The sequence below is a fragment of the Rhizobium sp. CFBP 8752 genome, assembly GCF_014842035.1.
In the GTDB taxonomy this organism is placed as follows: Bacteria; Pseudomonadota; Alphaproteobacteria; order Rhizobiales; family Rhizobiaceae; genus Neorhizobium; species Neorhizobium soli.
Window position 1 is genome coordinate 2423795 of the sequence record NZ_JACYUZ010000001.1, and the last position, 24857, is coordinate 2448651.

Consider the following 24857-nt stretch of genomic DNA (forward strand, 5'->3'; position numbering starts at 1 on the left):
ACAGCGCGGCGGGGAATGGAATCCTTGCAGATTATTAGTCGCGGATCACCTGGCTTTCCGTCACCTTCCCAGATTGAGACAGGCGCACCACGAGCCATTCGGAGTCGATGGACAAGAAGCCGCGTTCATCGCCGAGGTGATAGACGAGATCATAGTCCGTGAACTTGGCTGTGGGTGGTGGCTGTCCGAGTTTCGCCAGGAGCTCGCCACGGCTCAAGCCTTCCAATGCGCCTGTCATCACGAGCCAGTCAGCCATGCGGTGGCGTTTGGAAAAGCGGTCGTGCGGATCGTCATCTGCAGCGTGCCACCAAGCCTGCACAAAAGGAAATGGAACGCTGGTTATCATGTAGACCGCGAATAGGGCGGCGATGATCGCCCATGCAACAATGCCTACCTTCTTCATTCGGTCACACGAGTGCCGGGCCAATCCAACCTCCACTGGTGACAGGCTTTGACATGTCTGGAGCATTGCGTCGTTATAGGTTTGGTACCGAGTTGGGATCCGCGAAAGCGACCTCCGGATGCCGCAGCCAAGATCTGGAGCCTATCATGCGTCTTGCCCTTCTCGCTACACTGGCCGTCATCGGAACGGCACTCACTTCCTGCCAGACAATCACACCGGAGGAGCGGCGGGCGGCGGATCAGCAGTCCTGCGCGCGCTTTGGGTTCCGTCCCGGGACCGATGCCATGGCGCGCTGCCTGCTCGACCTCGAGCTCGACCGCCGCGCCGAGCGACGCGCATGGCGGGCAGAAAGCGATGCGATGATGGGACGCCCGCCGATCGTGGTGACGCGGCCGGTTTATATTCACCGCCACTGACCGGTCAGCTCTTCGTCCGCTCGATCGCTGCCTGGGCGGCGGCGAGCCTTGCGATGGGGACGCGGAAGGGGGAGCAGGAGACGTAGTCGAGATCGGCGTTTTCGCAGAAGCGGATCGAGGCCGGGTCGCCGCCGTGTTCGCCGCAGATGCCGAGCTTCAGGTCTGCCCGCGTCTTGCGGCCGCGCTCTGCTGCAAGCTGGATCAGTTCGCCGACGCCGTCGAAATCGAGCGAGATGAAGGGGTCGTGCTCGATAATGCCCTTGCGCTGATAGGTGGGAATGAAGGCCGCCGCGTCGTCGCGCGACATGCCGAAGGTGGTCTGGGTGAGGTCGTTGGTGCCGAAGGAGAAGAACTCGGCGGTTTCCGCGATCACATGGGCGCGGAGGGCCGCACGCGGCAATTCGATCATCGTGCCCGCCAGATAGGCGATCGGCACGCCGGTTTCGCGGGCGACATCTTTCGCCACCGCATCGATGACGCCCTTCACGTAATCCAGCTCCTTGCGCAGGCTGACGAGCGGCACGAGGATTTCGAGTTCGACCGGCTCTCCGGTGGTCTTTCCGGCCTCTACAGCCGCCTCGAAGATGGCGCGTGCCTGCATTTCGGCGATTTCCGGATAGGAGATCGCAAGCCGGCAGCCGCGATGGCCGAGCATCGGGTTGAACTCGTGCAGGGCATCGATGCGTCTTGCGAGGAAAGCCGGCGGCATGCCCATGGCGCGGGCAACGTCGTCGATCTCGGCCTCGGTCTTGGGCAGGAATTCATGCAGCGGCGGATCGAGCAGGCGGATGGTTACGGGCAGGCCGTGCATGATTTCGAACAGTTCGGTGAAATCCGACCGCTGCATCGGCAGAAGCTTGCTAAGCGCTGCGCGTCGGGCCTTCTCGGTTTCTGCCAGAATCATCTCGCGCATGATGTGGATGCGGTCGCCTTCGAAGAACATGTGCTCGGTGCGGCAGAGACCGATGCCCTCCGCCCCGAACGAGCGGGCGGCGCGGGCGTCCTGCGGCGTATCGGCATTGGTGCGCACGGTCATGCGGCGGGTCTTGTCGGCCCAGGCCATCAGCTTGCCGAAATCGCCAGACAGCGCGGGCTGGGTCATCGGCACGGAACCCTTCAGCACCTGGCCGGAGGATCCGTCGATGGTAATGATTTCGCCGCGCCTAAGGCTGACGCCGTTTGCGGCAAGAAGCACCTCGTTGCGCAGGTCGACGCGCATGGAGCCGGCACCGACGACGCAAGGAATGCCCATGCCGCGGGCAACGACGGCCGCATGGCTGGTCATGCCGCCGCGGGTGGTCAGGATCGCTTCGGCGGCGTTCATGCCGTGGATGTCTTCCGGGCTGGTCTCGATGCGCACGAGGATGACCTTGCGGCCTTCCTTGTCAGCCTCGACGGCCTCCTCGGCTGTAAACACGATCTCGCCGGTAGCAGCGCCCGGCGATGCAGGCAGGCCGGAGCCGATCACGTGGCGTTCGACGCGCGGATCGATGGTCGGGTGCAGCAGCTGGTCGAGCGAGGGCGGATCGATGCGGCAGACGGCCTGGCTTTCGGTGATGACGCCTTCCTCGACCATGTCGACGGCGACTTTCATGGCGGCACGGGTGGTGCGCTTGGCGTTGCGTGTCTGCAGCATCCACAATTTGCCGCGCTCTATGGTGAATTCCACATCCTGCATGTCGCAGTAATGGGCTTCCAGCCGGTCGCAGATCGTGCGGAACTCGGCGAATGCCTGCGGCATCAGCTTCTCCATCGACGGCTTGTCGGAACCGGAGGCGAGCCTGCCTTCCTCGGTGATCGATTGCGGTGTGCGGATGCCGGCGACCACATCCTCGCCCTGCGCATTGACGAGGAACTCGCCGTACAAGGCTTTCTCGCCGGTCGAGGGATTGCGGGTGAAGGCAACGCCTGTGGCCGATGTGGAGCCGAGATTGCCGAACACCATGGCCTGGACGTTGACCGCGGTTCCCCATTCCTCGGGGATACGGTGCAGCATGCGAAAGGTTTGCGCGCGCGGGTTCATCCAGCTGGCGAATACGGCAGCGATCGCCTTCCAGAGTTGCTCATGCGGATCCTGCGGGAAACCGGTCTCCAGTTCCTCTCCGATCAGCTGCTTGTAGAGGGAGACGATGTGCTGCCAGTCGGCGGCGCAAAGTTCGGTATCGTATTCGTGTCCCAGCCGCGCCTTCTCGTCTTCCAGGATCTCCTCGAAGATTTCGTGGTCGAGGCCCATCACCACATCGGCATACATCTGGATGAAGCGGCGGTAGCTATCCCAGGCAAACCGGGCATCGCCGGAATCTTCAGCAAGCGCCTGCACCGTCTGGTCGTTGAGGCCGAGATTGAGGACCGTGTCCATCATGCCGGGCATGGAGGCCCTGGCGCCGGAGCGGACGGAAAGAAGCAGCGGCTGCACGCCGGCGCCGAAACGGCGGCCGGTGATTGCTTCCATAGCGGCGATGCCATCGAGAACTTCGGCCTTCAGGCCATCGGGCAGCATGCGCGCGTTTTCGAAATAATGGGTACAGGCATCGCAGACGATCGTCAGTCCCGGCGGCACCGGCAGGCCGAGGCTTGCCATTTCCGCGAGGTTTGCGCCCTTGCCTCCAAGACGGATGCTGTCACCAGCGCCTCCTTCCGCCTTGCCATCGCCGAAGCGATAGACCCATTTCGCCATTTCGCATCTCCACCCAGTCTTCTCAAGCATTTACAGCGTTTATGATCGTTTGGGAATTATGCGTCAGGATTATGTTGCAGCGCAGCAAAATCGGTGAGTTGTCATGCCTGACAGGAAAGTGACGTGCGCATGGGCTAGCGCGTCTCTATAACGCCGCCGGAACCTGCAGGGCCTTCGATGACCATCACGAGACGGAATGCTTTGAAACTGGCGGGTGTCGTGTCTGCGACGGCCGCCCTTAACGGCGCGCTGCTGGCGGAAGGAACGAGCGCGGCTATCGCTGCACCTGCCCTGCCCTTTGCCGTGACGACGCCTGTCCATGTGGATCAGGCGGCGCTTCGGGTGCGGGACCTCAAATCCATGACCGCGTACTACCAGGGCATGCTCGGGCTCGAGATCATCGAGCAGGATGATGTTTCCGGCGATCGCGTCGTGCTGGGTGCGGGGGGATCGCCGCTTCTGCATCTCGTCCGTTCGGCAGAGGCCGCCTTCGAGACGCCGGGGTCTGCCGGTCTGTTTCACATCGCCTACCTGATGCCGGACCGCGGCGATCTCGCCCGCTGGCTGGTGCATGTGGCGCAGCGGCAATTTCCGATCACAGGATTTGCCGATCACAGCGTCAGCGAGGCGGTGTATCTGACCGATCCCGAAGGAAACGGCGTCGAGGTCTATTGGGATCGGCCGCACGAAATGTGGACATGGGAGGGCGAGGTGGTGACGATGGGCACCAACGCGCTCGACGTGGACGATATCGTCGCGACTACCGACATCAACCGCGACACCTACACAAAAGCGCCCGCCAACCTCAGGATCGGTCATATCCATCTGCGGGTCGGCGAGATCGACAAAGCGCGGGCCTTCTATGGCGATCTGATCGGCCTGTCATCGACCCGGGGCACCAGAGACGACTCGGGCTTCTTCTCGTCCGGCCATTACCATCACCACCTCGCCTTCAACACCTGGCAGAGCGCCGGTGCGGGAATGCGGGAAGAGACGCAAACCGGGCTCGACTGGTTCTCGCTGGAATTTGCAGAAAAGAGCGACCTGCTTGCGCTGAAGGACAAGCTGAAACAGGCGTCGGTCAGCTTCACGAGGGCTGTCGATCATATCGACATTCTCGACCCTTGGGGAACGAATGTGCGGCTGACGGGGCTGTAAGGACGCCTGCGGCGCGGATGTCGGAAAGAGATGAAAACGCTTTGCGGGGCCGGATCACATCGGCCCCGCAAAGCCTTCCGCACAGGACAGGAAAACCCGTGCGGGGGGTCTCTATATCGGCGGTACTTCGATGCTGAACTTGCGGCATCGAGGCACCACACGTCAATATGATTTTAGTTAAATTACACTACGCCGAGACGCTGATGTCCCATATGAGTAAATTGACGTAGGTAGAAATACGGAGGCCGCGACCGGTTGACCGGGAAAGCCTGCTATCAGCTGGCTTCGCGCAGCAGTTCCGCCGTCTGCAGATCGACCGAGACCAGCTGCGATACACCCTGCTCCGCCATGGTCACACCGAACAGACGGTTCATGCGGGCCATGGTGATGGGGTTGTGGGTGATGATGATAAAGCGCGTCTCGGTCGACGCGGCCATCTCGTCCATCAGGTTGCAGTAACGCTCGACATTGTGGTCGTCGAGCGGCGCATCCACTTCGTCCAGCACGCAGATCGGCGCCGGGTTGGTGAGGAAGACGGCAAAGATCAGCGCCATCGCCGTCAGCGCCTGCTCGCCACCGGAGAGAAGCGTCATCGTCTGCGGCTTCTTGCCCGGCGGGCGGGCGAGGATTTCGAGGCCGGCTTCGAGCGGATCGTCGCTCTCGATCAGCTGCAGCTCTGCCGTGCCGCCATTGAAGAGATGCGTGAACAGCCGCTGGAACTGCTTGTTGACCACATCGAAGGCGGCCAGCATGCGCTCGCGTCCTTCGCGATTGAGGCTCTGGATCGCGCCACGCAGTTTGCGGATGGCGTCGATGATGTCGTCGCGCTCGTGGATCAGAGCGCTGAGCTTGTCGGAAAGCTCCTTCTGCTCTTCCTCGGCGCGCAGGTTGACGGCACCGAGCCGCTCGCGCTCCATCTTGAGCCGGTCGACTTCCCGTTCGATCTCGCGGATGTCGGGAAGCGTGGCGCCGGGCGCGATGCCGGCGATGCGCATCACGTCATGCGGCTCCACATTGAGCGCCTCGCGGATGCGCAGCTCGCCCTCGTGGCGCTTTTCGGCGGCGGAGACCAGACGCTCTTCGGCACGGCCGCGTTTCTCGCGGGCTTCGGCGAGTTCGGACAAGGCCGTGGCGGCGATACGGTCGGTTTCGCGCTGGCGGGTTTCGGCCTCGACCAGCCGATCGGAGGCGGCCTTGCGGGCAGCTTCCGCCTTTTGCAATTCGTTGATCAGTGCCCGGCGGCGCTCGTCGAATTCTTCAGGTGCTGCTTCGAGATCGACGATCTCGTCGCGCGCCTCTTCCTCGCGCTGGCGCAGGCTGCCGATATGATCGGCGGCGCTGGCGATGCGGGAGACCCAGGCGGCGCGTTCCTGGGCGATGGCGGCGATGCGGCGCTTGCGCACCTCGATCTCGCGGCTCTGGCCCTCATAGGCGGCGCGCGCTTCGGCGAGACGGCCCCGATCGGTGGCGACAACGCTTTGCTGGTTCAACAGCTTGGCATCAATGGCGGAGAGATCCGGTGCGTCCTCGAGCTCGATGCGCGCATCTTCCTCCTGGACACCGAGATCCTCGATCTGGCCGGTCAGCTGGCTGACCGCTTCCGCAACCACATCGCGGCGACGGGTGAGATCGCCGGCTGCCCGTTCGGCAGCGGCAAGCGCATCGCGGGCATCGCTCAACTGGCGGGCGGCAAAACGGCTGCGGTCGCGCGCTTCGGCGAGCCGTTTTTCCTCAATCGAGATGGCGGAGCCGGCTTGCGCCAGCGCATCCTCGGTTTCAGACAGGATATCGCGCGCCTCGTCGATCTCGCCTTCCAGCTCCGACAGACGGTTTTTCTGGGACAGGCGAAGGGCAGCCGCACCCGGCGCTTCGGAGCCCGAGATATGGCCATCCCAGCGATAGACGGCACCCTCTCGGGTCACGAGGCGCTGGCCGGGACGCAGCAGCGGCATCAGCCTCTCGGCGTCGTCTTGCGAGATCACGCCGATCTGCCCGAGCCGGCGCGCCAGTTCCGGCGGCGCCGTGACATAGGACGACAAGGGCAGCGCACCCTCGGGCAGGCCGGGATCAGCGGCGCCATCTCCATTGATCGACCAGTGGGCGGAGGCAGAGGCATCGACAGGTGTTTCGAGATCATCGCCGAGGGCTGCACCAAGCGCTGCCTCATAGCCACGATCGACGCGGATCATTTCGGCAACGGGAACGAAGCCACCGGACAGGGCGCCGGCGGCCAACATGCGCGAAATTGTGCGTTTTTCGGTTTCGAGCGCGTTCAGCGCCGAGCGAGCCGCTTCCACCGGGCCGCGGGCCATGAGTTCGTTCGAGCGCGCATGGGCGAGCGCCGACTCGACTTCTTCGGCCGCGATCGTCGCATCTTCGACGGCAATTTCGGCGGCTTCCACCGCGTCCTGCCGCTCGGCCGGGTTGTCGAGGCCATCAAGCTTTTGTCCGATCGCGTCGAGTTCGCCCGTCGCATCGGCCATCTGCCGGTCGAGGCGCTGGCGTCGTTCGGCGAGATCGCGGATCAGCCGGTCCAGCGCGTTGCGTCCCGCGGAAGCTTCGGCGCGTTCGGCGGTGACTGCGGCAAACAGCTTTTCGCTGTCGGCAAGCGTTGCGGCTGCGGCCTCGAAGGCCTCGCGCAGGTCTTCGGCTTCGGCGCCTGAATCCGCCAGCGTCTCGGTCAGCTCGGCTTCTTCGCCATCCAGCTTGTCGAGGAAGGCGGTGTTGTCGGCAGCAAGCTGTTCCTCGCGGCTTATGTCTTCGGCAAGCTGCGACAGTCTTCGCGTCAGTTCGTCGCGACGCCTCAGCAGGCGGCCGGCTTCTTCTTCCAGCTGGCCGCGGGCGATCTGCAGGCGCTGCAGGGCGGCACCGGCTTTTGCCTCGTCCTCACGCAGTTCCGGCAATCTGAGGCTGGCAATCGCCTGCGCCTTTGCCGCCTCCATCTGCCCTTGCGCCTTTTCGGCGACGATGTTGGTTGCCTGGTTGAGTGCGGTTTCGGCTTCGGCCTCCGCCTCGCGGGCCTGGACGAAGCGGATATGCAGAAGCATCGCCTCGCGGGCGCGGATATCGGCCGACAGCATGCGGAAACGGTTGGCCTGGCGGGCCTGGCGCTTCAGGCTTTCGATCTGGCTTTCCAGCTGGGCGACGACGTCTTCCAACCGCTCCAGATTGGTTTCCGCGGCGCGCAGGCGAAGTTCGGCCTCATGGCGGCGCGAATGCAGGCCGGAAATGCCGGCCGCTTCTTCCAGAAGCTGGCGACGGGCCTGGGGCTTGGCATTGATCAGCTCGCCGATCCGCCCCTGCCCAACCATGGAGGGCGAGCGCGCGCCGGTCGAGGCATCCGCGAACAGCAGCTGCACATCCTTGGCGCGGGCTTCCTTGCCGTTGATACGGTAGAGCGAGCCGTTCTCGCGCTCGATGCGGCGCGACACCTGGATCTCGTCGGCATCGTTGAAGGCTGCCGGTGCCGTATGATCGGAATTGTCGAGATAGAGGCCGACTTCGGCGCTGTTTCGGGCCGGACGGTTGCCCGAGCCCGAAAAGATCACGTCGTCCATGCCGGACGCGCGCATGTTCTTGTAGGAGTTTTCGCCCATCACCCAGCGCAGCGCCTCGACAAGGTTGGACTTGCCGCAGCCATTGGGGCCGACCACGCCGGTCAGCCCTCGCTCGATGATGAATTCCGTCGGCTCGACGAAGGACTTGAAGCCCACGACGCGCAGCTTGTTGAATTTCATGCTGCGCCCTTTCTCCCGCCGACGGGTCCCCTACCCGCCGGGGTGGCGATCTTACAGAAGGCTGTCGAAAAGCTTCGACATGGAGTCAACCGTCATATCTCCGGAGTATTTCTTGCCGTTGATCAGGAAGGTCGGTGTGGAATTGACGCCGAATTCCTCGTTGCCCCGCTTAACGACGGTATTAATGTCGTCGAGAAGCTTCTGGTTCGTCAAGCAGGCTTCGAAACTCTGCTGTGAGTAACCTGCAAGCTTGACCGACTGCAGGAGGGCGCCGCGCACATCCTTGTCGGCAGGTGCCGCCCAGGCGCGCTGCTGCTTGAACAGCATCGACACCATCGGGTAATACTGCGCAGACGTTGCGAGTTCGGCCGGGTTCTGCGGGTTGCAGCGGGCCAGCATGAAGGCAGCGGTCGCGACCGGATCGAACGGGAATTCGCGGATGATGAAGCGAACCTTGCCAGTATCGATATAGTTCTTCTTGATCGTTTCGAACGTGGTGTTGTGGAAGTGTGCGCAATGCGGGCAGGTCATCGACATGTATTCGATGACGGTCACCTTGGCGTTTTCTTCACCAAGCGCCATTTCCGGCAGGGTGCCAGGCTTCAGCGCCGCCGCCATATCGACATCGCCCTGCGATTCCGGAAGTGCCTGGGCAAAGGCGTCGGAGATGCCGAGCGGCAGCGACAGGCAAAGCGCCGTGACCGCCACTCCGCCGAGAAGCGCGCGTCTGGTGATGGTCTTATCGTTCAACTGCATGGAACACCCGTGTTCGAGATTTGAAAAAGTTCGATAGTCCGTATCGTGGCGCCTTGGCCCCGACAAGCGGTGGAGTATTAAATCCCTTCAAAGAATTGTGACGAAATGGCGGTGCGAGGGATAGTTCGGTGTATTCCTCGGCCTTTTCCGCTCTGTTGCGTCACGATGCGTATGCTAGTCGGAGGGAACCTGGCCTTGCGATGAAAAGAGTTATTTCAGCCCAAGGACTTGGGCTGGCTGGATTCCTGTGACGAGCACAGGAATGAGAGTGGCGGGGGCCCTGGAACTTTCATTTGCGCTTCTGCTGGAGAACGGCGGTGCCGAGCCTGGCGACGGCTTTCTTGAGCGCTTCGCTTTCGATCCCTTCCATCATGCCCTCCAGCCGTTTCGCCGCTTCGCCTTTGAGCGGCTGCAGCTTGCGCGGATGCTTGAAGGTCTGCGAAACCGGTTTCTGCACGATGCGGATCTGGCGCACAGCGGGAAAGCCGAAGAAGCCGTTGATGCGGGCGATCAGTTCGCCCTGGGCATGACCGAGGAACAGCGCGCGGGACCCTTCGCAGGCGATGGTGAGGACACCCGGCTGGTGGCCGCCCTCGCTATAGCCGTCGTTATAGCGCGACCAGGCGATTTTTTCGGGGCGGGTACAGTCGGCGAAATCCTCGCCGGCGATCTCATCCCAGGAGCCGAGCAGCGCGGTGGATATGCCGGCGCGGCGGGCCAGCACCGGATCGATGATGCCGTTCGCCACTTCGGAGATCTGCAGCGCGCCTTTGCGGCGGAACGGAGGTTTCGGAGCATTCATCGCTGGATAACTGGCCGCCTGAGGTTGTGCCGTCCTTGATGCCGGCGCATTGACGCATACCTATAGGCCATTCCAGCGGCAAACGGCAAACGATGCTCCAGACGCTTCCCAAGATGACGAATTCGGCCGATGGCCCGACCCATGCGGAAAGGCTTCTCGCCTGGTACGACCGGCACCACCGCGAGCTGCCCTGGCGGATCAGCCCGACGGCTGCCAAAGCCGGGATCCGGCCCGACCCCTATCGCATATGGCTGTCGGAAGTGATGCTGCAGCAGACGACGGTGCAGGCGGTCAAACCGTATTTCGCAAAATTTCTCGAACGCTGGCCGAAGGTGACCGATCTTGCCGCAGCCCCTTCCGACGACGTGATGGCGGCCTGGGCGGGGCTTGGCTACTATGCCCGCGCCCGCAACCTGAAGAAATGCGCAGAAGCGGTTGCAGCCGATCATGGCGGGGTGTTTCCCGATACGGAAGACGGCCTGCGCGCCCTGCCCGGCATCGGCGACTATACGTCGGCCGCCGTTGCCGCGATCGCGTTCAACCGGCAATCGGCTGTGATGGACGGCAATGTCGAGCGAGTGATCTCGCGTCTCTATGCGATCGATGCGCCGCTGCCGGGGTCCAAGCCCGCCATGAAGGCCAAGGTCGTCGAACTGACGCCATCGGACCGGCCGGGCGATTTTGCCCAGGCGATGATGGATCTCGGCGCGACGATCTGCACCCCGAAACGTCCCGCCTGCGCGCTCTGTCCGTTCCGGGACGACTGTCTGGCCTTGGCCGGCGACGACCCTGAGCGGTTTCCGGTGAAGGCCGCAAAGAAGGAAAAGCCGGTGCGCCAAGGCGCTGCCTTCGTGGCGGTGACGCCCGATGGCGAGGTGCTGCTTCGAAAGCGCATCGAGACCGGACTTTTAGGCGGCATGACGGAAGTGCCGACCACCGCCTGGACCGCGCGGCTCGATGGCGGTACGACGATCGATCACGCGCCGATCCCGTCTGCCGACTGGCAGGCCTGTGGTACGGTCATTCACGTCTTCACCCATTTCGAGCTGCGGCTTTCGATTTTTCGCGCGAAGGTGACCAAGGTGGCTGTGGACAATGGCTGGTGGGAACCGGTGGAGAGCCTGGAGAACCAGGCCTTGCCGACCGTCATGAAAAAAGCAATCGTCCAGGCTATACCACTCGCCTTCGCAAAAGCTCCAAACTGACAGCAGGAAACATCCTCTATGGCGGCCAAGATTGATCACATCGTTTTCGACATCGGCAAGGTTCTGATCCACTACGATCCCAACCTTCCCTTTAGCCGGATCATTCCCGACGAGACCGAACGCAAGTGGTTCTTCGACAACGTCTGCACCCACGAATGGAACCTGGAACAGGACCGCGGCCGCAACTGGCATGAGGCCGAAGCGCTGCTGCTCGAGCAGCATCCGGAACAGGAAGCCAATATCCGCGCCTTCCGCCAGCACTGGCACGAAATGGTGCCGCATGCCTATGACGGCTCCGTCGCCATCTTTGAAAGCCTGATCGAGAGCGGTCGCGACGTAACCATGCTCACCAACTTCGCCGCCGACACGTTCGTCGAAGCCCGCCGGAAATTCCCGTTTCTCGACAAGCCGCGCGGCGTCACGGTGTCGGGCGAGATCGGCCTGATCAAGCCGGATGTGGCCATCTACGAAAAGCACGCCCGTGATTTTGGCCTCACCCCCGAAGCCTCGATCTTCATCGACGACAGCTATCCCAACGTCGAAGGCGCGCGCGCAGCCGGCTGGCAGGCCGTGCATTTCACGGATCCGGAAACGCTGCGGAGGGATTTGGCGGGTTTTGGCATCGAATTGCGATGAATAAGAGCCCTGGACAGGACCGCATCCCGGTGAATGAAAAGCGGCATCAGAACCAGCTTGCGCTGCGTATCGCGGAAACGGCAACGCCGGAGCAAAATGAGGCGCTCAGAAATTGGTTAGCCGAGCTTCTCCGACTTCACGAAAGCGACCTTTCCGCTTTTGCAAAATTGAGGCAATCGCTTGCCGTCACCGCAAGAGCGCGGGTAATAATGCCTGTGATCCTGATGATAGCGTCGCAGGTGAAACGGCACGGATGGGATAAGCGAACGAAATCCCAACGCTTCGGCCTAAGCGGTGCAGCCATCGGCATCGCAGCGTTTGGTGGACAGGGCGCCGGTATCGCTGCTCTTGGCACAGCAATTGGCGTGCCGTTATGGATTGTACTCGGAGCAGGTTCGATGTTTGCCAGAAGCTTGTTTGAAGAGCTAACTCGCAAGTCTGACGAGGCGGTTCAAAGCGTAGAGGTTCCGTCGGGAACAAATACGATAGATCTTACCGCCAACAAGCAATGACAAAAAGATCACGCCCAGATCGTTCAAACTCCGGGTGTCATGATTCACTTCTTGGACTGAAGGTACAAAACCGGAAGAGGAAGCTCACGATCTGAAAGGGGGCGAGGTCCCGGGACTTGTGGCTCAGTCCGCGTTTGGCCGTTTCGAAAAATGGTGCGAAGCTTGGCCGGAACAAGCGGAGCGAGCAAGCTGCGCCATGATCGCGAGGACATCCTGCCCAGGCTGGCCGATGCCTACCGAAAGAGAAAGGACAAGGCATGACGTTCGGAAAAGAGCTCATCGAGAGTGCAGAAGAAGACCTTGCGATCGCAGAGGGGCGCGCGGAGCCGGCTGCGGTTTTCGTTCCCGAAACCATCGACATTGCGGCCATCCGCAAACGCCAGAAACTCTCGCAGGCTGCGTTTGCGAAGCGGTATGGCCTGCCCGCAGGGACGATCAAGGATTGGGAACAAAACCGCCGTCGACCGGATCGTGCCGCAATACTTTTGTTGAAAGTGATCGAGCAGGAGCCTGACATGGTAGCGAAGGCAATTCGCGCGTGATCGACTAGCATTCTCGGACCGCCGGACAATACTCGCGACGGCTTACCCGCCTCGTTTCACAACCAAACTCAGGTTAAAACGGCACCCCTCATGGCAATTCCATTCGCTCCCGTCGGCATTGATCACATCGTTCTTCTGATCGACGACATGAAACGTGCGCTTACGTTCTACACGGATGTCCTGGGGTGCCGGCCTGGCTATTCCTATCCGGCACTGGGGATGGAGCAGGTCTGGTTCGGCTCCTCGTTGATCGTCTTGTGGGATGTAACTCACCCGGGCGGAACGAAAGCAGCGCCTCCGGTGACCGGTGGGCGCAATGTCGATCATGTCTGTCTTGCGACCAGCCCTTTCGACCATAACGAACTGCGGACGCATCTCGATAAGCACGGGGTAGAGATCGTCCAGGAAGCGTTTCATGGGGGTGCCCGGGGCATGGGGCACTCGTTCTACATCCATGACCCGTTTGGCAATAAGATCGAGATCAAGGGGCCTGCAGAATACCCGGATGGACGGCAGGCAACCTAGCCGGGTGATCGGCGGACGGGCCGAAACATTCGAATTCGGAGGTGTTCAGGGTTACTCTGGTCAGAGCCTGCGTCGTTGCTGCCCCGAAATCAGTGCATTTGCCCCATAAAAAAGATGACGCCCGGAGCCTTCACACTCCGGGCGTCACATGATCCTCTTCCGGGACTAGAGGTACAAAACCGGAAGAGGAAGCTCGCGAGCTGACATGGGATCTGGTCCCGGGACTGGTGGCTCAGTCCGCTTTTGGCAGGCCGTTGCGAATGATGGTGCGAAGGTCGTCGATCGGTTTCAGGACGCCGGCCTCCTCGTAGTGCCAGAAGGTCCAGCCGTTGCAGGCATCAAACCCCTGAACCTTGGCGCCGAGCCGGTGGATCGATCCGGCGTCTCCGTTCGAAGTCAGCGTGCCGTCGGCGCGGATGATGGCGCTGTGGCGGCGGCGGGCGTCGGTGAGGATCTGGCCAGGCTTGACGAGACCGCTTTCGACCAGTGAATTGAAGGCGACACGCGGTTCGGCGCGCTTGCCGGTCATGACCGTCAGTTCCGTCTTGCCGAGCGGTTCGACCGACGCGATGCGGGCGGATGCGGCGTCGATGTAATCCTGCTCGCGTTCGATGCCGACGAAATTGCGGCCGAGACGCTTGGCGACAGCACCCGTGGTGCCGGAACCGAAGAACGGGTCGAGCACGACATCGCCGGGCTTGGTGCAGGACATGATGATGCGGGCGAGCAGCGCTTCCGGCTTCTGGGTCGGATGAACCTTCTTGCCGTCGTCACCCTTCAGGCGTTCGCCGCCAGAGCAGATCGGAAACAGCCAGTCGGAGCGCATCTGCACGTCGTCGTTGGAGGCCTTCAAGGCTTCGTAATTGAACGTGTAGCCCTTGGCCTTGGCATCGCGGCTGGCCCAGATCATCGTTTCGTGGGCGTTCTGGAACCGGCGGCCTTTGAAGTTCGGCATCGGGTTGGTCTTGCGCCAGACGATATCGTTGAGGAGCCAGAAATTCAGGTCCTGCATGATCGCGCCGACGCGGAAGATGTTGTGGTAGGAACCGATCACCCAGATCGTGCCGTTCGGCTTCAGCACGCGGCGGCAGGCAAGCAGCCAGGCGCGGGTGAAGGCATCGTAGACCTGGAAGGACGCGAACTGGTCCCAGTCGTCATCGACGGCATCGACCAGGCTCTGGTCGGGGCGATGCAGGGCGCCGCCGAGCTGCAGATTGTATGGCGGATCGGCAAAGATCGCATCCACCGATTTATCCGGCAGCGCCTCGAGGGCTGCCACGCAATCGCCCTTGATGATGGAGTTCATCCAGGCGTGAGGACGGGCCTGTTTCTGGAGGTCGATCAAAGGAAGGACTGCGGCCATGAGACACTCGCTACGCTGTACTGGATACGAATTTACTGACTGTTATGGTTACTCATTTTGGTTACCAAAGACTGAAGCCGGTGGCCTGTTTCTGGAAAAAAGCAAAATGATGGAACGCGGCGCGAAGATGCGCTAGGCTACAACTCATGAAAAAAGCAGAGGCGATCGAGAAGCTGAGACGGCAGGCCGACGCGATCAGGGCGCTCGGCGCGACCTCGCTTTATCTGTTCGGCTCGGTTGCCCGCGACGAAGCCGGACCCGACAGCGATCTCGATCTGTTTATCGATTATGACGAGAGCAAGAAGTTCTCTCTGCTCGATCTTGTCGGGATCAAGCTGTTTCTCGAGGATGAACTTGTCGTGCCTGTAGACGTCACGACGCGGGACAGCCTTCATCCGATCCTGAAAGATCGGATAGAACTTTCTGCAACACAGGTGTTCTGATGGACCAGGTCATCTGGGACGTCATCGCGCATGACCTGCCGCCGCTCAAATCCGCGATGCTGGGTCTGCAGGAACGACTGAGCCGGGCGTAAAGGTCGCACCGCCCTTCCCGCCCCTTGCCTCATCCATTGCCATTTCCTATTCAGGCCGAAACCGGAACGGATAGGAGTGCCACCATGGAAAGCATCACCATTGCCCTGGTCCTGCTTCTCGCCGTGGTTCTGAGCGGCACGCTGGCAAGGCTTTCGCCGGTTGGCATTCCGCTGCCGCTGGTGCAGATCGCGCTCGGGGCCGCGATCGCCGGCGTGACGGGGTCTGCGGTGCAGCTCGATCCGGATTTCTTCTTCCTGCTGTTTCTGCCGCCTCTGCTGTTTCTCGATGGCTGGCGAATTCCCAAGGAAGGGCTGTTTCGCGACAAGGCGGTGATCCTGGAGCTGGCGCTCGGGCTTGTCGTGTTCACCGTGATCCTGATCGGTTTTCTGGTCCACTGGATGATCCCGGCGATACCGCTTGCGGTCGCATTCGCGCTTGCCGCCATCCTGTCGCCAACCGATCCGATCGCCGTCTCGGCGATTGCCGCGCGGGTGCCGATACCTGGCCGGCTGATGCATATTCTGGAAGGCGAATCGCTGCTTAACGATGCGTCCGGCCTTGTGTGCATGCAGTTTGCGGTGGCCGCCGTGCTGACCGGTGTGTTCTCGCTGGCAGATGCGGTGGGCACATTCCTCTGGGTGGCGATCGGCGGCATCCTGATCGGCTTTGGCACCACATTCGTGGTCATGAAGGCGAAGTATTACGTGTCGCGCAAGCTGGGCGAAGAGCCCGGCGCGCAGATCCTGATCAGCCTGCTCATTCCGTTCGGCGCCTATCTTCTGGCCGAGCACCTGCATTGCTCCGGCATTCTGGCAGCGGTTGCGGCCGGCATCACCATGAGCTTTGCCGAATTGCGCGGCCAGACGATGGCTGCCACACGCATGCGGCGCTACGCGGTGTGGGATACGGTGCAGTTTGCGCTGAACGGCATCATCTTCGTGCTGCTGGGCGAACAGATGCCGGGCATCGTCTCCGGCGCCGCTCGGATCGTGACGGAGACTGGCCATCTCCACCCGATCTGGCTGATCGCCTATGTGGCGGTGATTACCACCGCACTCGCGGCCCTGCGGTTCGCCTGGGTGTGGGTATCCTTGCGCTTTACCCTGTATCGCGCCGCGCGTCGCGGAGAGGCGATCCGCAAGCCGCACTGGCGGCTTCTGGCTGCGATGTCGCTTGCCGGCGTGCGCGGTGCAATCACGCTTGCGGGTATCCTTACCCTGCCGCTTGCCATGAACGACGGCACATCGTTTCCGGCGCGCGATCTGGTGATATTCCTGGCAGCCGGGGTGATCATCCTGTCGCTGACGGCGGCCAGCATCGGTCTTCCGTATCTCCTCCAGAACCTCGAACTGCCGCCGGAACCTGACCACCTCCAGGAAGAGGATATTGCCCGGATCGCGGCGGCAGAGGCGGCGATCCGAATGATCGAGAAATTGCAGCATGCGATGAGCGAAGGCCGGACCGATGCCGATCTTTACGGCGAGGTCGGCACGCGGCTGATGGAACTCTACCGGCAGCGGATCGAGGGCCGTTCCAAGCTCGGAGATGAGGCAGAGCTGTTGCGCAAGATGGAGGAGGTCGACAAGCGGTTCAGGCTTGCGGCGCTGCGTGCCGAACGCGACGAGCTGTTCCGGCTTGGCCGCCGGCGCAAGATCTCCGAGGAAATCGCACGAAAGCTCGTTCGCGAGATCGATCTTGCCGAGGCGCGCTACGGTTTCTGAGGCGCGCCGTGTTCTTGCCGCTTTGGCGGTAGAGGAAATCGCCCTCCGCATTGTTTCCGGCGCTGCCCTCGTGTAGATCGCCCTCACCTTCTTTCATCAAAGAGTATCCATCATGAGCGGCTTCGACCTCATCATCTTCGATTGCGACGGCGTGCTCGTCGATTCCGAAATCATCGCGGCACAGGTCGAATCCCGGCTGCTGACGGAAGCGGGCTATCCGATCAGCGTCGAGGAAATGGGCGAGCGCTTCGCCGGCATGACCTGGAAGAACATTCTTCTGCAGGTGGAACAGGAAGCGGATATTCCGCTGTCGGCCTCGCTGCTGGACAAATCGGAAAAGCTGCTCGACCAGCGGCTGGAACGCAGCGTCAAGATCATCGACGGCGTCAAGTTCGCGCTATCGCGGCTGACCACGCAGCGCTGCATCTGCTCGAACTCGTCGAGCCATCGGCTGGACATGATGCTGACCAAGGTCGGGCTCAAGCCCTATTTCGAAAACCATATCTATTCCGCCAAGGACCTCGGTCCCGACCGCGTCAAGCCGAAGCCGGATATTTTTCTGCACGGCGCAAAGCAGTTCGGCGTCGAGCCGGACAGGTGCCTGGTGATCGAGGATTCCACCCATGGCATCCATGGTGCACGCACGGCCGGCATGCGGGTGGTGGGGTTTACCGGCGCATCGCATACCTATCCGAGCCATGCCGACCGGCTGACGGATGCCGGCGCCGAAACGGTGATTTCGCGCATGAGCGACCTGCCGGCGGTGATCGCAGCACTCGGCGAATGGGGCGGGATCTAGAACTGGACCACGAGGCTGGCCTTGGCGGTATGGCTTGTCAGCGAATGGGCAAACTCGCCGGAATAGCTGAGCTTCAGCCGTGCGGATTTTGAAACCTGCGCCGTGACGGAGGCCTCGACGACGGCAGTGTCGCGCGGCAGGGCTACGCCTTCCAGCATGAACGGACTGCCGCCGCTGGCAAAAGCGAGCCGGGATGCGGGCGTCAGGTCGCCCATTGCATGGCGCCATCCGAGCATGCCGGAGACGGTGAGCGGCAGGTCCTCGACCGGCATTTCAGCCGACCAGCGAAGGCCGAATGTGGAAAGGGCGATGTTGTCGGTTTCACCATTTCCCGTTAGAGCGGCCGCCCCGCCCCTCTCGCGAAAACCATCGGTGTCGAGATTGATATAGGCAAGGCTAGCGAAGGGCTGCAGCGTCACGGGACCGGACGTTGTCTTCCAGGACAGGTCTGTGAACAGCTGGCGGGTGGCGCCTCTGTAATCGGCTTGAAGATCGTCCGTGAACGTGCCGAAGTCGACGCTGCGCGACGTGGAGATCCGGTTTTCCGAATAGACCGCGCCGGATGTGAGGGCAACGTCGCCCCATTCTGCGGCGGCGTAGAGCCCGGCGTGATAGCTTTCCCAGTCCGCCTCGCTGCCAGCGGAAGCATTGCTGTAGCCGAACAATCCGCCGAGCCGCCAGTGATCGGATGCCTGCCCGTCGAAGCCCGCGATCAACCCCGCCGCATGGCTGTCGATGCCGGCCGCGTTGCCGTCGCTGCGCAATTGCCCAGTTGCTGCGATGCCGGTTGCCCAGAAGCTGGTCGCACCATCGGCCGATGAGCGGATCGGGACTGCACCGTTGACGCGGTCGACGATGGCGTCCCGAATGAGCCGGCTGTCGCTTAGAAGCTGGGTTTTCAACGAGGCATGGCTCTCGCCGCTGAGCTGCGAGAAGGCATCGCGAGCGCCATCGGCGTTTTGCTGGAGAACGCCGAGGAAGACGTCGTTTGTCGTTCCGAGCGACTGGACCGCTGTGGCCGTTGCCCGCGTATTGGCGGTGTTCGCCACGTCGGCGAAATCGACATCGTTCCGGTAGAGGCTCAGCGTCACATCGTCGGCGCCATAGGCAAGGATGGGCGACAGGAAGGCGAGGTCGGTGATGACATCGTCGAAGGCGCCGGTAACGCTTTCGCCTGTGATGATCGTGTAGGTCGTAGCGGGTGAATAAGTGCCGCTACCCGCGAGAACCTTTACCGTGCCGCCTTCGATGCTGACGGACCCGGTTGCAGCAAGGCTGTCGGACGTGCCGTCCGTTTCCGTTTCCACCTGATAGGTCGAGCCGGCTTCGAAGGTGACATCGCCATTGACGGCAAGCGTCGCGATACCCGGGCCGGGTGACAGCGTGCCGCCTGACCTGACGGTGAGGCCACCGATTTCCCCTGTGCCTGACAGCATGCCATCCGTGCCGATGTCGATCGCGCCGCCGATCGTGCCGTCGTTGACGAGCACTCCTCCTGTCACCGTCGCATCGCCGCTGATCTCGCCGGTGTTGGAAAAGCTGCCACCGGTGTTCGTAAGCGAGGCGATGGTGCCGTCGTTGGATGAGGTCCCGGCGTTTGTGACATCGCCGGCGGCCGCGCCTGAATTGTTGACGAAGCTGCCGGAAGCCGCGACATCCACGTCGGTGACGACGAAATTGTTGGTGACCGTGCCGCCTGTCACGGTGGTGCTTCCGGTGATTTCGCCGCCGTCGTTGTTGGTGAAGGTGCCGCCGGTATTGGTGAGCGAGGCGATCGTGCCGGCGTTCGAGGCGTTGCCGGCATTGGTGACGTCGCCGGCCGTGGCACCTGAATTGTTGACGAAGATCGCAGCCGCCGCGACGTCCACCGTCGTCACCACGAAATTGTTGGTGAGCGTGCCGCCCTCGAGTGAGGTTGCGCCTGAAATGGTGCCGTTGTTGGTAAAGCTGCCGCCGGTATTGGCAAGCGTTGCCACAGTGCCGGCATTGGACGCCGTGCCCGCGTTGGTGACGGCTGCTGCCGACGCACCTGAATTGTTGACGAAACTAGCGGTTTCAGCGACATCGACGTCTGTGACGACGAAGTTGTTGGTGACGGTGCCACCCGAGACCACCGTATCGCCGGTGACCGTGCCGCCATCGTTGTTGGTGAAGTATCCGCCGGTATTGGTGAGCGACGCGAGCGTTCCGGCGTTGGAGGTGGTGCCCGAATTGGTGACGGCACCGGCCGTTGCGCCGGAATTGTTGACGAACCGGGCGGTCGCTTCGACATCGACATCGGTGACGACGAAATTATTTGTCATCTGCGCATCGCCGGACAGCGTCGTGCGGCCCTCGATCGTGCCGTCGTTGACGACTTCGCCACCCGAAGATGCAAGGTCACCGGAGAGCGTTCCCGAGTTACTGATGGAGCCGCCGGACATCGTGACGTCTGATGACAGCGTGCCGCTTTCCGAGATCTCCATGCGGCCCATGTCGAACAGGGTCGTGCCGCTCGTCGCTGTCAGATCTGCATCGACGTGGAGCGTGCCGCCGGACACCGCGAGCGTCTCGACGGCCGTGCCGGTTGACACCGTCGGGACGCCGGAGCCGATCGAGGCTGCGTCCGATGGGCCTGGGGCATCCGGTGCCGTTGTCCAGTTCGCGCCGTTTTTGAAATTGTTGTCGGAGGCGCCGGTCCAGACCGTTTGCGCCGATGCGCCGCCGGGAACGAGCGCTGCCAGCGTGACGATGGCGGTGCAAAGCCGCAGACGCCGCTTCGCGTCCGCCACGATAGCTGGAGCAATCATCCCAAACCCTGTCTCGAATGGTCGCGGGCGACGCGCCCTTGACGATCTTCACATACTGGGTACGGATTTATGGTTAACCGAAGATTAAACGGGCGCCGTCAGCGCCCGAACCGCTTGACCATGAGCCTTAGCTGCGGCGTGCGGGCTTCTTGGCGGGTGCGCCATTGTCGAAACCGACGCGAACGCGGGTGAAGCGCGATGCGCCGCCCTGCGCGTTCGGGATCTGCACATCCGCCTTCTGGAAGATGAACTGCGTGCCGCCGGCCGGAAGATCGACCGGATAGGCGACCTTTTGCGAGTAGATCGTGTTGTCGCCATCGACGACCTCGACCAGGATTGGCAGGGTCACGCGGCCCGGCGCACCGACAGGTCCGTCGACGAGGCGGCCCTGGACGACGACATTGATGGTCATCGTCGTTTCGTTTGCCGTGCACTGACGCGTCGCGTCGGCCAGCGATGCCTGGTAGACGAGCTTCTGCGGATCATCCTGACCGCCGCGTGCGTATTCCTGGCGTATCGCCGTCTGTTCGCGCAGAACGACCTGCGGGCAATAGGCCTGCACCACCGCCGGGGTTTCAGCCTGTGCCGTCGGCGCAAGGCCACCCGCCGGAGAGGACGAGTTGCAGCCGGCGAGCGCCGTCAGGAGGGATACCGTTACGAGACCATGGGAAATCTTGCCAAACACAATACTCAACCTTGTTCCATCCCTTTTGACCGGCTTGCCGCGCCAAACATGCTCATGGCGTAACGCAGCGCCGTTTTCCAGTCTTTCACCGCAGATTTCAATCGTCTATACCAGCGGCGCGAATAAAAATCGATTGGGGATTATCGGTCGTGGACTACATTTCTACCCGGGGCGAAGCGCCCGCTCTAGGCTTTCGTGATGCACTGCTGGCCGGCCTTGCCCGCGACGGTGGTCTTTACCTGCCGCGCCACTGGCCGCAGCTGTCCAAGCGGGACATCCGCAATCTGCGCGGAAAGTCCTATGCGGAAGTGGCTTTCGAGATCCTCAAGCATTTTGTCGACGGGGAAATTCCGGACGACAAGCTGAAGACCATGATCAACGAGGCCTATGCGACCTTCCGTCATCCGGCGGTCGTACCGCTCGTGCAGACCGGCCCGAACGATTTCGTTCTCGAGCTTTTCCACGGCACGACGCTTGCCTTCAAGGATGTGGCGATGCAGCTGCTGGCGCGGCTGATGGATCATGTTCTGGCCGAGCGCGGCGAGCGCGCGACGATCGTCGGCGCGACATCGGGCGATACGGGCGGTGCGGCGATCGATGCCTTTGCCGGGCGCGACCGGACCGATATCTTCATCCTCTTTCCCGAAGGCAAGGTGTCGCCGGTGCAGCAGCGCCAGATGACCTCGTCGACCGCATCCAACGTGCATGCGGTGGCGCTCAAGGGCAATTTCGACGACTGCCAGAACATCGTGAAAGAGATGTTCAACGATGTCGCCTTCCGCGACCGGGTGAAGCTTTCGGGCGTCAACTCGATCAACTGGGCCCGCATCATGGCGCAGGTGGTCTATTACTTTACAGCTGCTGTTTCGCTCGGCGGACCGGATCGCAAGGTATCGTTCACGGTGCCGACAGGCAATTTCGGCGATATTTTTGCAGGCTACGTGGCCAAGAAAATGGGCCTGCCGATCGACCGGCTGGTGATCGCCACCAATGACAACGACATTCTTGCCCGCACGCTGAAGACCGGGCGCTACGAGATGCAGGGGGTGATGGCGACCACGTCGCCGTCGATGGATATCCAGATCTCGTCGAATTTCGAGCGGCTTCTGTTTGAAGCCTATGGCCGCGATCCGAGCGCCGTGCGCTCATCCATGGCGAGCCTGAAGCAATCGGGTGCGTTCGAAATCAAGCCGGAAGCGCTGAAGGCGATCAAGCGCGAATTCCGCGCCGGCCGCGCCACGCAGGAGCAGGTTGCCGAGACAATCCGTGAGACGCTGGAAGCCACCGGATACCTGCTCGACCCGCATACGGCGACCGGTGTTTTCGTGGCTCAGAAGAACGCTCGACCCGGCAGCCCGATGGTGACATTGGCCACGGCGCACCCCGCCAAATTCCCGGCGGCGGTAAAATCCGCTTGCGGAATTGATCCGGCACTTCCATCATGGCTCGCTGATCTGATGCACAGGGAGGAGCGCTTCGATACGCTGGACGCCGAGCTGAAGGCCGTTGAAACATTCATCGGCGACCACGCACGGGCCAACTGAGCCAGTTATCGGCAGTGCCGGAAAGACGCGAAGACGTGAATATGAATGTTGAAATCACCCGGCTCCCCTCCGGGCTCACAGTCGTGACCGAGACCATGCCACACCTGGAGAGCGTCGCGCTCGGCGTGTGGATCAAGTCCGGTGCCCGCAACGAGACCGAGAACGAGCACGGCATCGCGCATCTTCTCGAGCATATGGCGTTCAAGGGTACGGCGAGGCGGACCGCCCGCGATATCGCCGAGCAGATCGAGGATGTCGGCGGCGAGCTCAATGCCGCGACCTCGACCGAAACCACATCCTATTATGCCAGGGTGCTCAAGGACCACGTGCCGCTCGCGGTCGATATCCTTGCCGATATCCTGACGGAATCGGAATTCGACGAGGAAGAGCTGCGCCGCGAAAAGCACGTCATCCTGCAGGAAATCGGCGCGGCCAACGACACGCCCGACGACGTGGTGTTCGACCGCTTTTCCGAAGTCGCCTATCGCGGCCAGACGATCGGGCGCGCCATTCTCGGCACGCCGGAGACGGTAAAAGGGTTCACGCCGCCGCAGATCCGCGGCTATCTCTCGCGCAATTATACGACCGACCGGATGTTCATCGTCGCGGCCGGCGCTGTCGACCACCAGGTGTTCTGCAAGCAGGTCGAGGAGCGGTTCGCCAGCCTGCCGACCATGCCGAGTGCGACGCCCGTTCTCGAGCCCGCCCATTATATCGGCGGCGACACCCGCGAAGACCGCGACCTGATGGATGCCCAGCTGCTGATCGGCTTCGAGGGCAAGGCCTATCACCAGCGGGACTTCTACTGCTCGCAGATTCTCGCCAACATCCTCGGCGGCGGCATGTCCTCGCGGCTGTTCCAGGAAGTGCGCGAGCGTCGGGGCCTTTGCTATTCGGTTTATGCATTCCATTGGGGCTTTTCCGATACGGGCATTTTCGGCGTCCATGCGGCGACCAACGGCGACGAGTTGCCGAACCTCGTGCCTGTCGTCGTCGAAGAGCTGCGCAAGGCGTCCGAGACGATCCATCAGGCGGAAATCGACCGGGCACGTGCGCAGATCCGTGCCCAGCTTCTGATGGGCCAGGAAAGCCCTGCCGCCCGCGCCGGCCAGATCGCCCGCCAGATGATGCTCTACGGCAAGCCGATCCCCAATGACGAGATGATGGAACGGCTGGAGGGGATCACCACCCAGCGGCTGACCGATCTTGCCGGACGTCTGTTCTTCGACACGGTGCCTACGCTTTCGGCGGTTGGGCCGATCGCACAACTGCCGTCGATGGAAGAGATCGCGGCGTCGCTTTCCTCACCAGGCGTGACAACCAAAAAGGCGGCCGGCTGATCAAGCCGCCTGCCCTGCCCGGAGCACACAAGCACCATGGCCAAGTCCGTGTTTCGGTTCCTATCGCGACATCCGGACACACCGGAGATCTCAGGCGAGGGCCACATCATGCGCCTGCCGCGTTATGCCGACTACAAGGCCTGGATGACGCTGCGGTCGCAAAGCCGGGCGTTCCTGCAGCCGTGGGAGCCGACCTGGCGTCCTGACGAGCTGACGGAATCGGCGTTTCGGGCCCGCGTGGTGCGCGCCACCCAGGAACATGCGTCAGGCGTTGCCATGCCGATGCTGCTTTTCCGCCGCGACACGATGGAGCTTTTGGGGGGCCTGACGATCGGCCATATCCGCCGCGGCGCGTCGCAGAGCTGCATGGTCGGCTACTGGATGGGCGAGAAACATTCGGGCCAAGGCCATATGTTGGCCGCATTGGAGATGGCTATCCCCTACATCTACGGCGGACTTCAGTTGCACCGGATCGAGGCAGCCTGTATTCCGGACAATTGGAAAAGCATCCGGCTTCTCGAAAAGGCCGGATTCGAGCGGGAAGGTCTTTTGCGGAAATATCTCAAGATCAATGGCGAGTGGCGCGACCACGTGATTTTCTCCCGACTGCCAGAAGATGGTGAATTTGCGAAAATGCTGAACACATGATGCTGCGTCACATGAGTTTCTCGGCCATGCCGCGCCTGCCGTCGGTTCTTGGAATCGTTTCCG

General features: G+C 62.1%; 21 protein-coding genes. 13 read left to right on the forward strand and 8 right to left on the reverse strand.

Features of this window, described 5'->3' with window-relative positions; genetic code table 11:
• Positions 1-34: 34 nt before the first annotated feature.
• Positions 35-403 (reverse strand): hypothetical protein, encoded by a 369-nt coding sequence (locus IFT59_RS11775; RefSeq protein ID WP_192086907.1) that lies wholly within the window; start codon positions 401-403, stop codon positions 35-37.
• A 146-nt stretch (positions 404-549) separates the two neighbouring features.
• Between IFT59_RS11775 and IFT59_RS11780 the strand changes: the two genes are divergently transcribed.
• The gene (locus IFT59_RS11780) at positions 550-819 is read left to right on the forward strand and encodes a hypothetical protein (RefSeq protein WP_192076551.1); all 270 of its coding nucleotides are present in this window, start codon (positions 550-552) and stop codon (positions 817-819) included.
• A 4-nt stretch (positions 820-823) separates the two neighbouring features.
• Here the strand turns inward: IFT59_RS11780 and ppdK are convergent, their stop codons facing one another.
• Positions 824-3496, reverse strand: coding sequence for a pyruvate, phosphate dikinase (ppdK, locus tag IFT59_RS11785; protein ID WP_192086908.1), 2673 nt, complete (start codon positions 3494-3496; stop codon positions 824-826).
• 177 nt (positions 3497-3673) lie between these two features.
• On the opposite strand from ppdK, the gene IFT59_RS11790 reads away from it, so the two are divergent.
• On the forward strand, positions 3674-4654 hold the full coding sequence (locus IFT59_RS11790; protein WP_192086909.1) for a VOC family protein: 981 nt from the start codon (positions 3674-3676) through the stop codon (positions 4652-4654).
• A 275-nt stretch (positions 4655-4929) separates the two neighbouring features.
• Here IFT59_RS11790 and IFT59_RS11795 read toward each other — a convergent pair whose 3' ends face one another.
• The 3 genes from IFT59_RS11795 to IFT59_RS11805 all read right to left on the reverse strand — a co-directional run bounded on the left by IFT59_RS11795 (position 4930) and on the right by IFT59_RS11805 (position 9949).
• A complete protein-coding gene (locus IFT59_RS11795) occupies positions 4930-8391 on the reverse strand; it encodes a chromosome segregation SMC family protein (protein ID WP_192086910.1) in 3462 nt (1153 codons plus the stop codon).
• A 51-nt stretch (positions 8392-8442) separates the two neighbouring features.
• Complete coding sequence (locus IFT59_RS11800) at positions 8443-9147, reverse strand: DsbA family protein (RefSeq protein ID WP_113109616.1); 705 nt, start codon at positions 9145-9147, stop codon at positions 8443-8445.
• 289 nt (positions 9148-9436) lie between these two features.
• Positions 9437-9949, reverse strand: a complete 513-nt coding sequence (locus IFT59_RS11805) for a DUF721 domain-containing protein (RefSeq protein ID WP_174195767.1) — start codon at positions 9947-9949, stop codon at positions 9437-9439.
• A gap of 92 nt (positions 9950-10041) precedes the next feature.
• Here IFT59_RS11805 and mutY point away from each other — a divergent pair, with 92 nt between their 5' ends.
• The 5 genes from mutY to IFT59_RS11830 all read left to right on the forward strand — a co-directional run bounded on the left by mutY (position 10042) and on the right by IFT59_RS11830 (position 13369).
• Entirely contained in the window at positions 10042-11154 is a 1113-nt protein-coding gene (gene mutY / locus IFT59_RS11810; protein WP_446737817.1) for an A/G-specific adenine glycosylase, read from the forward strand.
• Positions 11155-11172: 18 nt separating this feature from the next.
• Positions 11173-11790 (forward strand): HAD family hydrolase, encoded by a 618-nt coding sequence (locus IFT59_RS11815; RefSeq protein ID WP_192086911.1) that lies wholly within the window; start codon positions 11173-11175, stop codon positions 11788-11790.
• Entirely contained in the window at positions 11787-12302 is a 516-nt protein-coding gene (locus tag IFT59_RS11820) for a hypothetical protein (RefSeq protein WP_192086912.1), read from the forward strand. The genes IFT59_RS11815 and IFT59_RS11820 overlap by 4 nt, the downstream gene beginning before the upstream one ends.
• A 257-nt stretch (positions 12303-12559) precedes the next feature.
• Positions 12560-12844: a helix-turn-helix domain-containing protein gene (locus IFT59_RS11825; RefSeq protein WP_192086913.1), complete on the forward strand. Its 285-nt coding sequence runs from the start codon at positions 12560-12562 to the stop codon at positions 12842-12844.
• Between the two features lie 90 nt (positions 12845-12934).
• Positions 12935-13369 (forward strand): VOC family protein, encoded by a 435-nt coding sequence (locus IFT59_RS11830; protein ID WP_192086914.1) that lies wholly within the window; start codon positions 12935-12937, stop codon positions 13367-13369.
• Positions 13370-13601: 232 nt separating this feature from the next.
• On the opposite strand, the gene IFT59_RS11835 is transcribed toward IFT59_RS11830, so the two are convergent.
• Complete coding sequence (locus tag IFT59_RS11835; protein ID WP_062453606.1) at positions 13602-14732, reverse strand: site-specific DNA-methyltransferase; 1131 nt, start codon at positions 14730-14732, stop codon at positions 13602-13604.
• Between the two features lie 146 nt (positions 14733-14878).
• Between IFT59_RS11835 and IFT59_RS11840 the strand changes: the two genes are divergently transcribed.
• The 3 genes from IFT59_RS11840 to IFT59_RS11850 all read left to right on the forward strand — a co-directional run bounded on the left by IFT59_RS11840 (position 14879) and on the right by IFT59_RS11850 (position 17788).
• On the forward strand, positions 14879-15175 hold the full coding sequence (locus IFT59_RS11840) for a nucleotidyltransferase family protein (protein ID WP_062453607.1): 297 nt from the start codon (positions 14879-14881) through the stop codon (positions 15173-15175).
• Positions 15176-15351: 176 nt separating this feature from the next.
• Positions 15352-16989 (forward strand): Na+/H+ antiporter, encoded by a 1638-nt coding sequence (locus IFT59_RS11845; protein ID WP_174195763.1) that lies wholly within the window; start codon positions 15352-15354, stop codon positions 16987-16989.
• 112 nt (positions 16990-17101) lie between these two features.
• On the forward strand, positions 17102-17788 hold the full coding sequence (locus IFT59_RS11850; RefSeq protein WP_192086915.1) for an HAD family hydrolase: 687 nt from the start codon (positions 17102-17104) through the stop codon (positions 17786-17788).
• Here the strand turns inward: IFT59_RS11850 and IFT59_RS11855 are convergent.
• Both IFT59_RS11855 and IFT59_RS11860 read right to left on the reverse strand, forming a co-directional pair.
• Positions 17785-20577, reverse strand: a complete 2793-nt coding sequence (locus IFT59_RS11855) for an autotransporter outer membrane beta-barrel domain-containing protein (protein WP_192086916.1) — start codon at positions 20575-20577, stop codon at positions 17785-17787. The genes IFT59_RS11850 and IFT59_RS11855 overlap by 4 nt on opposite strands.
• 127 nt (positions 20578-20704) lie before the next feature.
• Positions 20705-21262 carry a PilZ domain-containing protein gene (locus tag IFT59_RS11860; protein ID WP_192087162.1) on the reverse strand — a complete coding sequence of 186 codons (558 nt, stop codon included), beginning with the start codon at positions 21260-21262 and terminating at the stop codon, positions 20705-20707.
• Between the two features lie 149 nt (positions 21263-21411).
• On the opposite strand from IFT59_RS11860, the gene thrC reads away from it, so the two are divergent.
• The 3 genes from thrC to IFT59_RS11875 are packed head-to-tail and all read left to right on the forward strand — an operon-like array spanning position 21412 to position 24794.
• Positions 21412-22806 (forward strand): threonine synthase, encoded by a 1395-nt coding sequence (gene thrC, locus IFT59_RS11865; protein ID WP_062453612.1) that lies wholly within the window; start codon positions 21412-21414, stop codon positions 22804-22806.
• A gap of 41 nt (positions 22807-22847) precedes the next feature.
• Positions 22848-24146 (forward strand): M16 family metallopeptidase, encoded by a 1299-nt coding sequence (locus IFT59_RS11870; protein ID WP_192077106.1) that lies wholly within the window; start codon positions 22848-22850, stop codon positions 24144-24146.
• A 36-nt stretch (positions 24147-24182) separates the two neighbouring features.
• Complete coding sequence (locus IFT59_RS11875; protein ID WP_192086917.1) at positions 24183-24794, forward strand: GNAT family N-acetyltransferase; 612 nt, start codon at positions 24183-24185, stop codon at positions 24792-24794.
• Positions 24795-24857 lie beyond the last annotated feature (63 nt).

Coding starts and splice junctions, on each gene's coding strand:
- IFT59_RS11870 (WP_192077106.1), top strand. CDS start 22,848: ATGAATGTTGAAATCACCCGGCTCCCCTCCGGGCTCACAGTCGTGACC.
- mutY (WP_446737817.1), top strand. CDS start 10,042: ATGCTCCAGACGCTTCCCAAGATGACGAATTCGGCCGATGGCCCGACC.
- IFT59_RS11825 (WP_192086913.1), top strand. CDS start 12,560: ATGACGTTCGGAAAAGAGCTCATCGAGAGTGCAGAAGAAGACCTTGCG.
- IFT59_RS11830 (WP_192086914.1), top strand. CDS start 12,935: ATGGCAATTCCATTCGCTCCCGTCGGCATTGATCACATCGTTCTTCTG.
- IFT59_RS11845 (WP_174195763.1), top strand. CDS start 15,352: ATGGAAAGCATCACCATTGCCCTGGTCCTGCTTCTCGCCGTGGTTCTG.
- IFT59_RS11840 (WP_062453607.1), top strand. CDS start 14,879: ATGAAAAAAGCAGAGGCGATCGAGAAGCTGAGACGGCAGGCCGACGCG.
- IFT59_RS11875 (WP_192086917.1), top strand. CDS start 24,183: ATGGCCAAGTCCGTGTTTCGGTTCCTATCGCGACATCCGGACACACCG.
- IFT59_RS11815 (WP_192086911.1), top strand. CDS start 11,173: ATGGCGGCCAAGATTGATCACATCGTTTTCGACATCGGCAAGGTTCTG.
- IFT59_RS11855 (WP_192086916.1), bottom strand. CDS start 20,577: ATGATTGCTCCAGCTATCGTGGCGGACGCGAAGCGGCGTCTGCGGCTT.
- IFT59_RS11775 (WP_192086907.1), bottom strand. CDS start 403: ATGAAGAAGGTAGGCATTGTTGCATGGGCGATCATCGCCGCCCTATTC.
- IFT59_RS11790 (WP_192086909.1), top strand. CDS start 3,674: ATGACCATCACGAGACGGAATGCTTTGAAACTGGCGGGTGTCGTGTCT.
- IFT59_RS11820 (WP_192086912.1), top strand. CDS start 11,787: ATGAATAAGAGCCCTGGACAGGACCGCATCCCGGTGAATGAAAAGCGG.
- IFT59_RS11800 (WP_113109616.1), bottom strand. CDS start 9,147: ATGCAGTTGAACGATAAGACCATCACCAGACGCGCGCTTCTCGGCGGA.
- IFT59_RS11850 (WP_192086915.1), top strand. CDS start 17,102: ATGAGCGGCTTCGACCTCATCATCTTCGATTGCGACGGCGTGCTCGTC.
- IFT59_RS11795 (WP_192086910.1), bottom strand. CDS start 8,391: ATGAAATTCAACAAGCTGCGCGTCGTGGGCTTCAAGTCCTTCGTCGAG.
- IFT59_RS11835 (WP_062453606.1), bottom strand. CDS start 14,732: ATGGCCGCAGTCCTTCCTTTGATCGACCTCCAGAAACAGGCCCGTCCT.
- IFT59_RS11805 (WP_174195767.1), bottom strand. CDS start 9,949: ATGAATGCTCCGAAACCTCCGTTCCGCCGCAAAGGCGCGCTGCAGATC.
- ppdK (WP_192086908.1), bottom strand. CDS start 3,496: ATGGCGAAATGGGTCTATCGCTTCGGCGATGGCAAGGCGGAAGGAGGC.
- IFT59_RS11780 (WP_192076551.1), top strand. CDS start 550: ATGCGTCTTGCCCTTCTCGCTACACTGGCCGTCATCGGAACGGCACTC.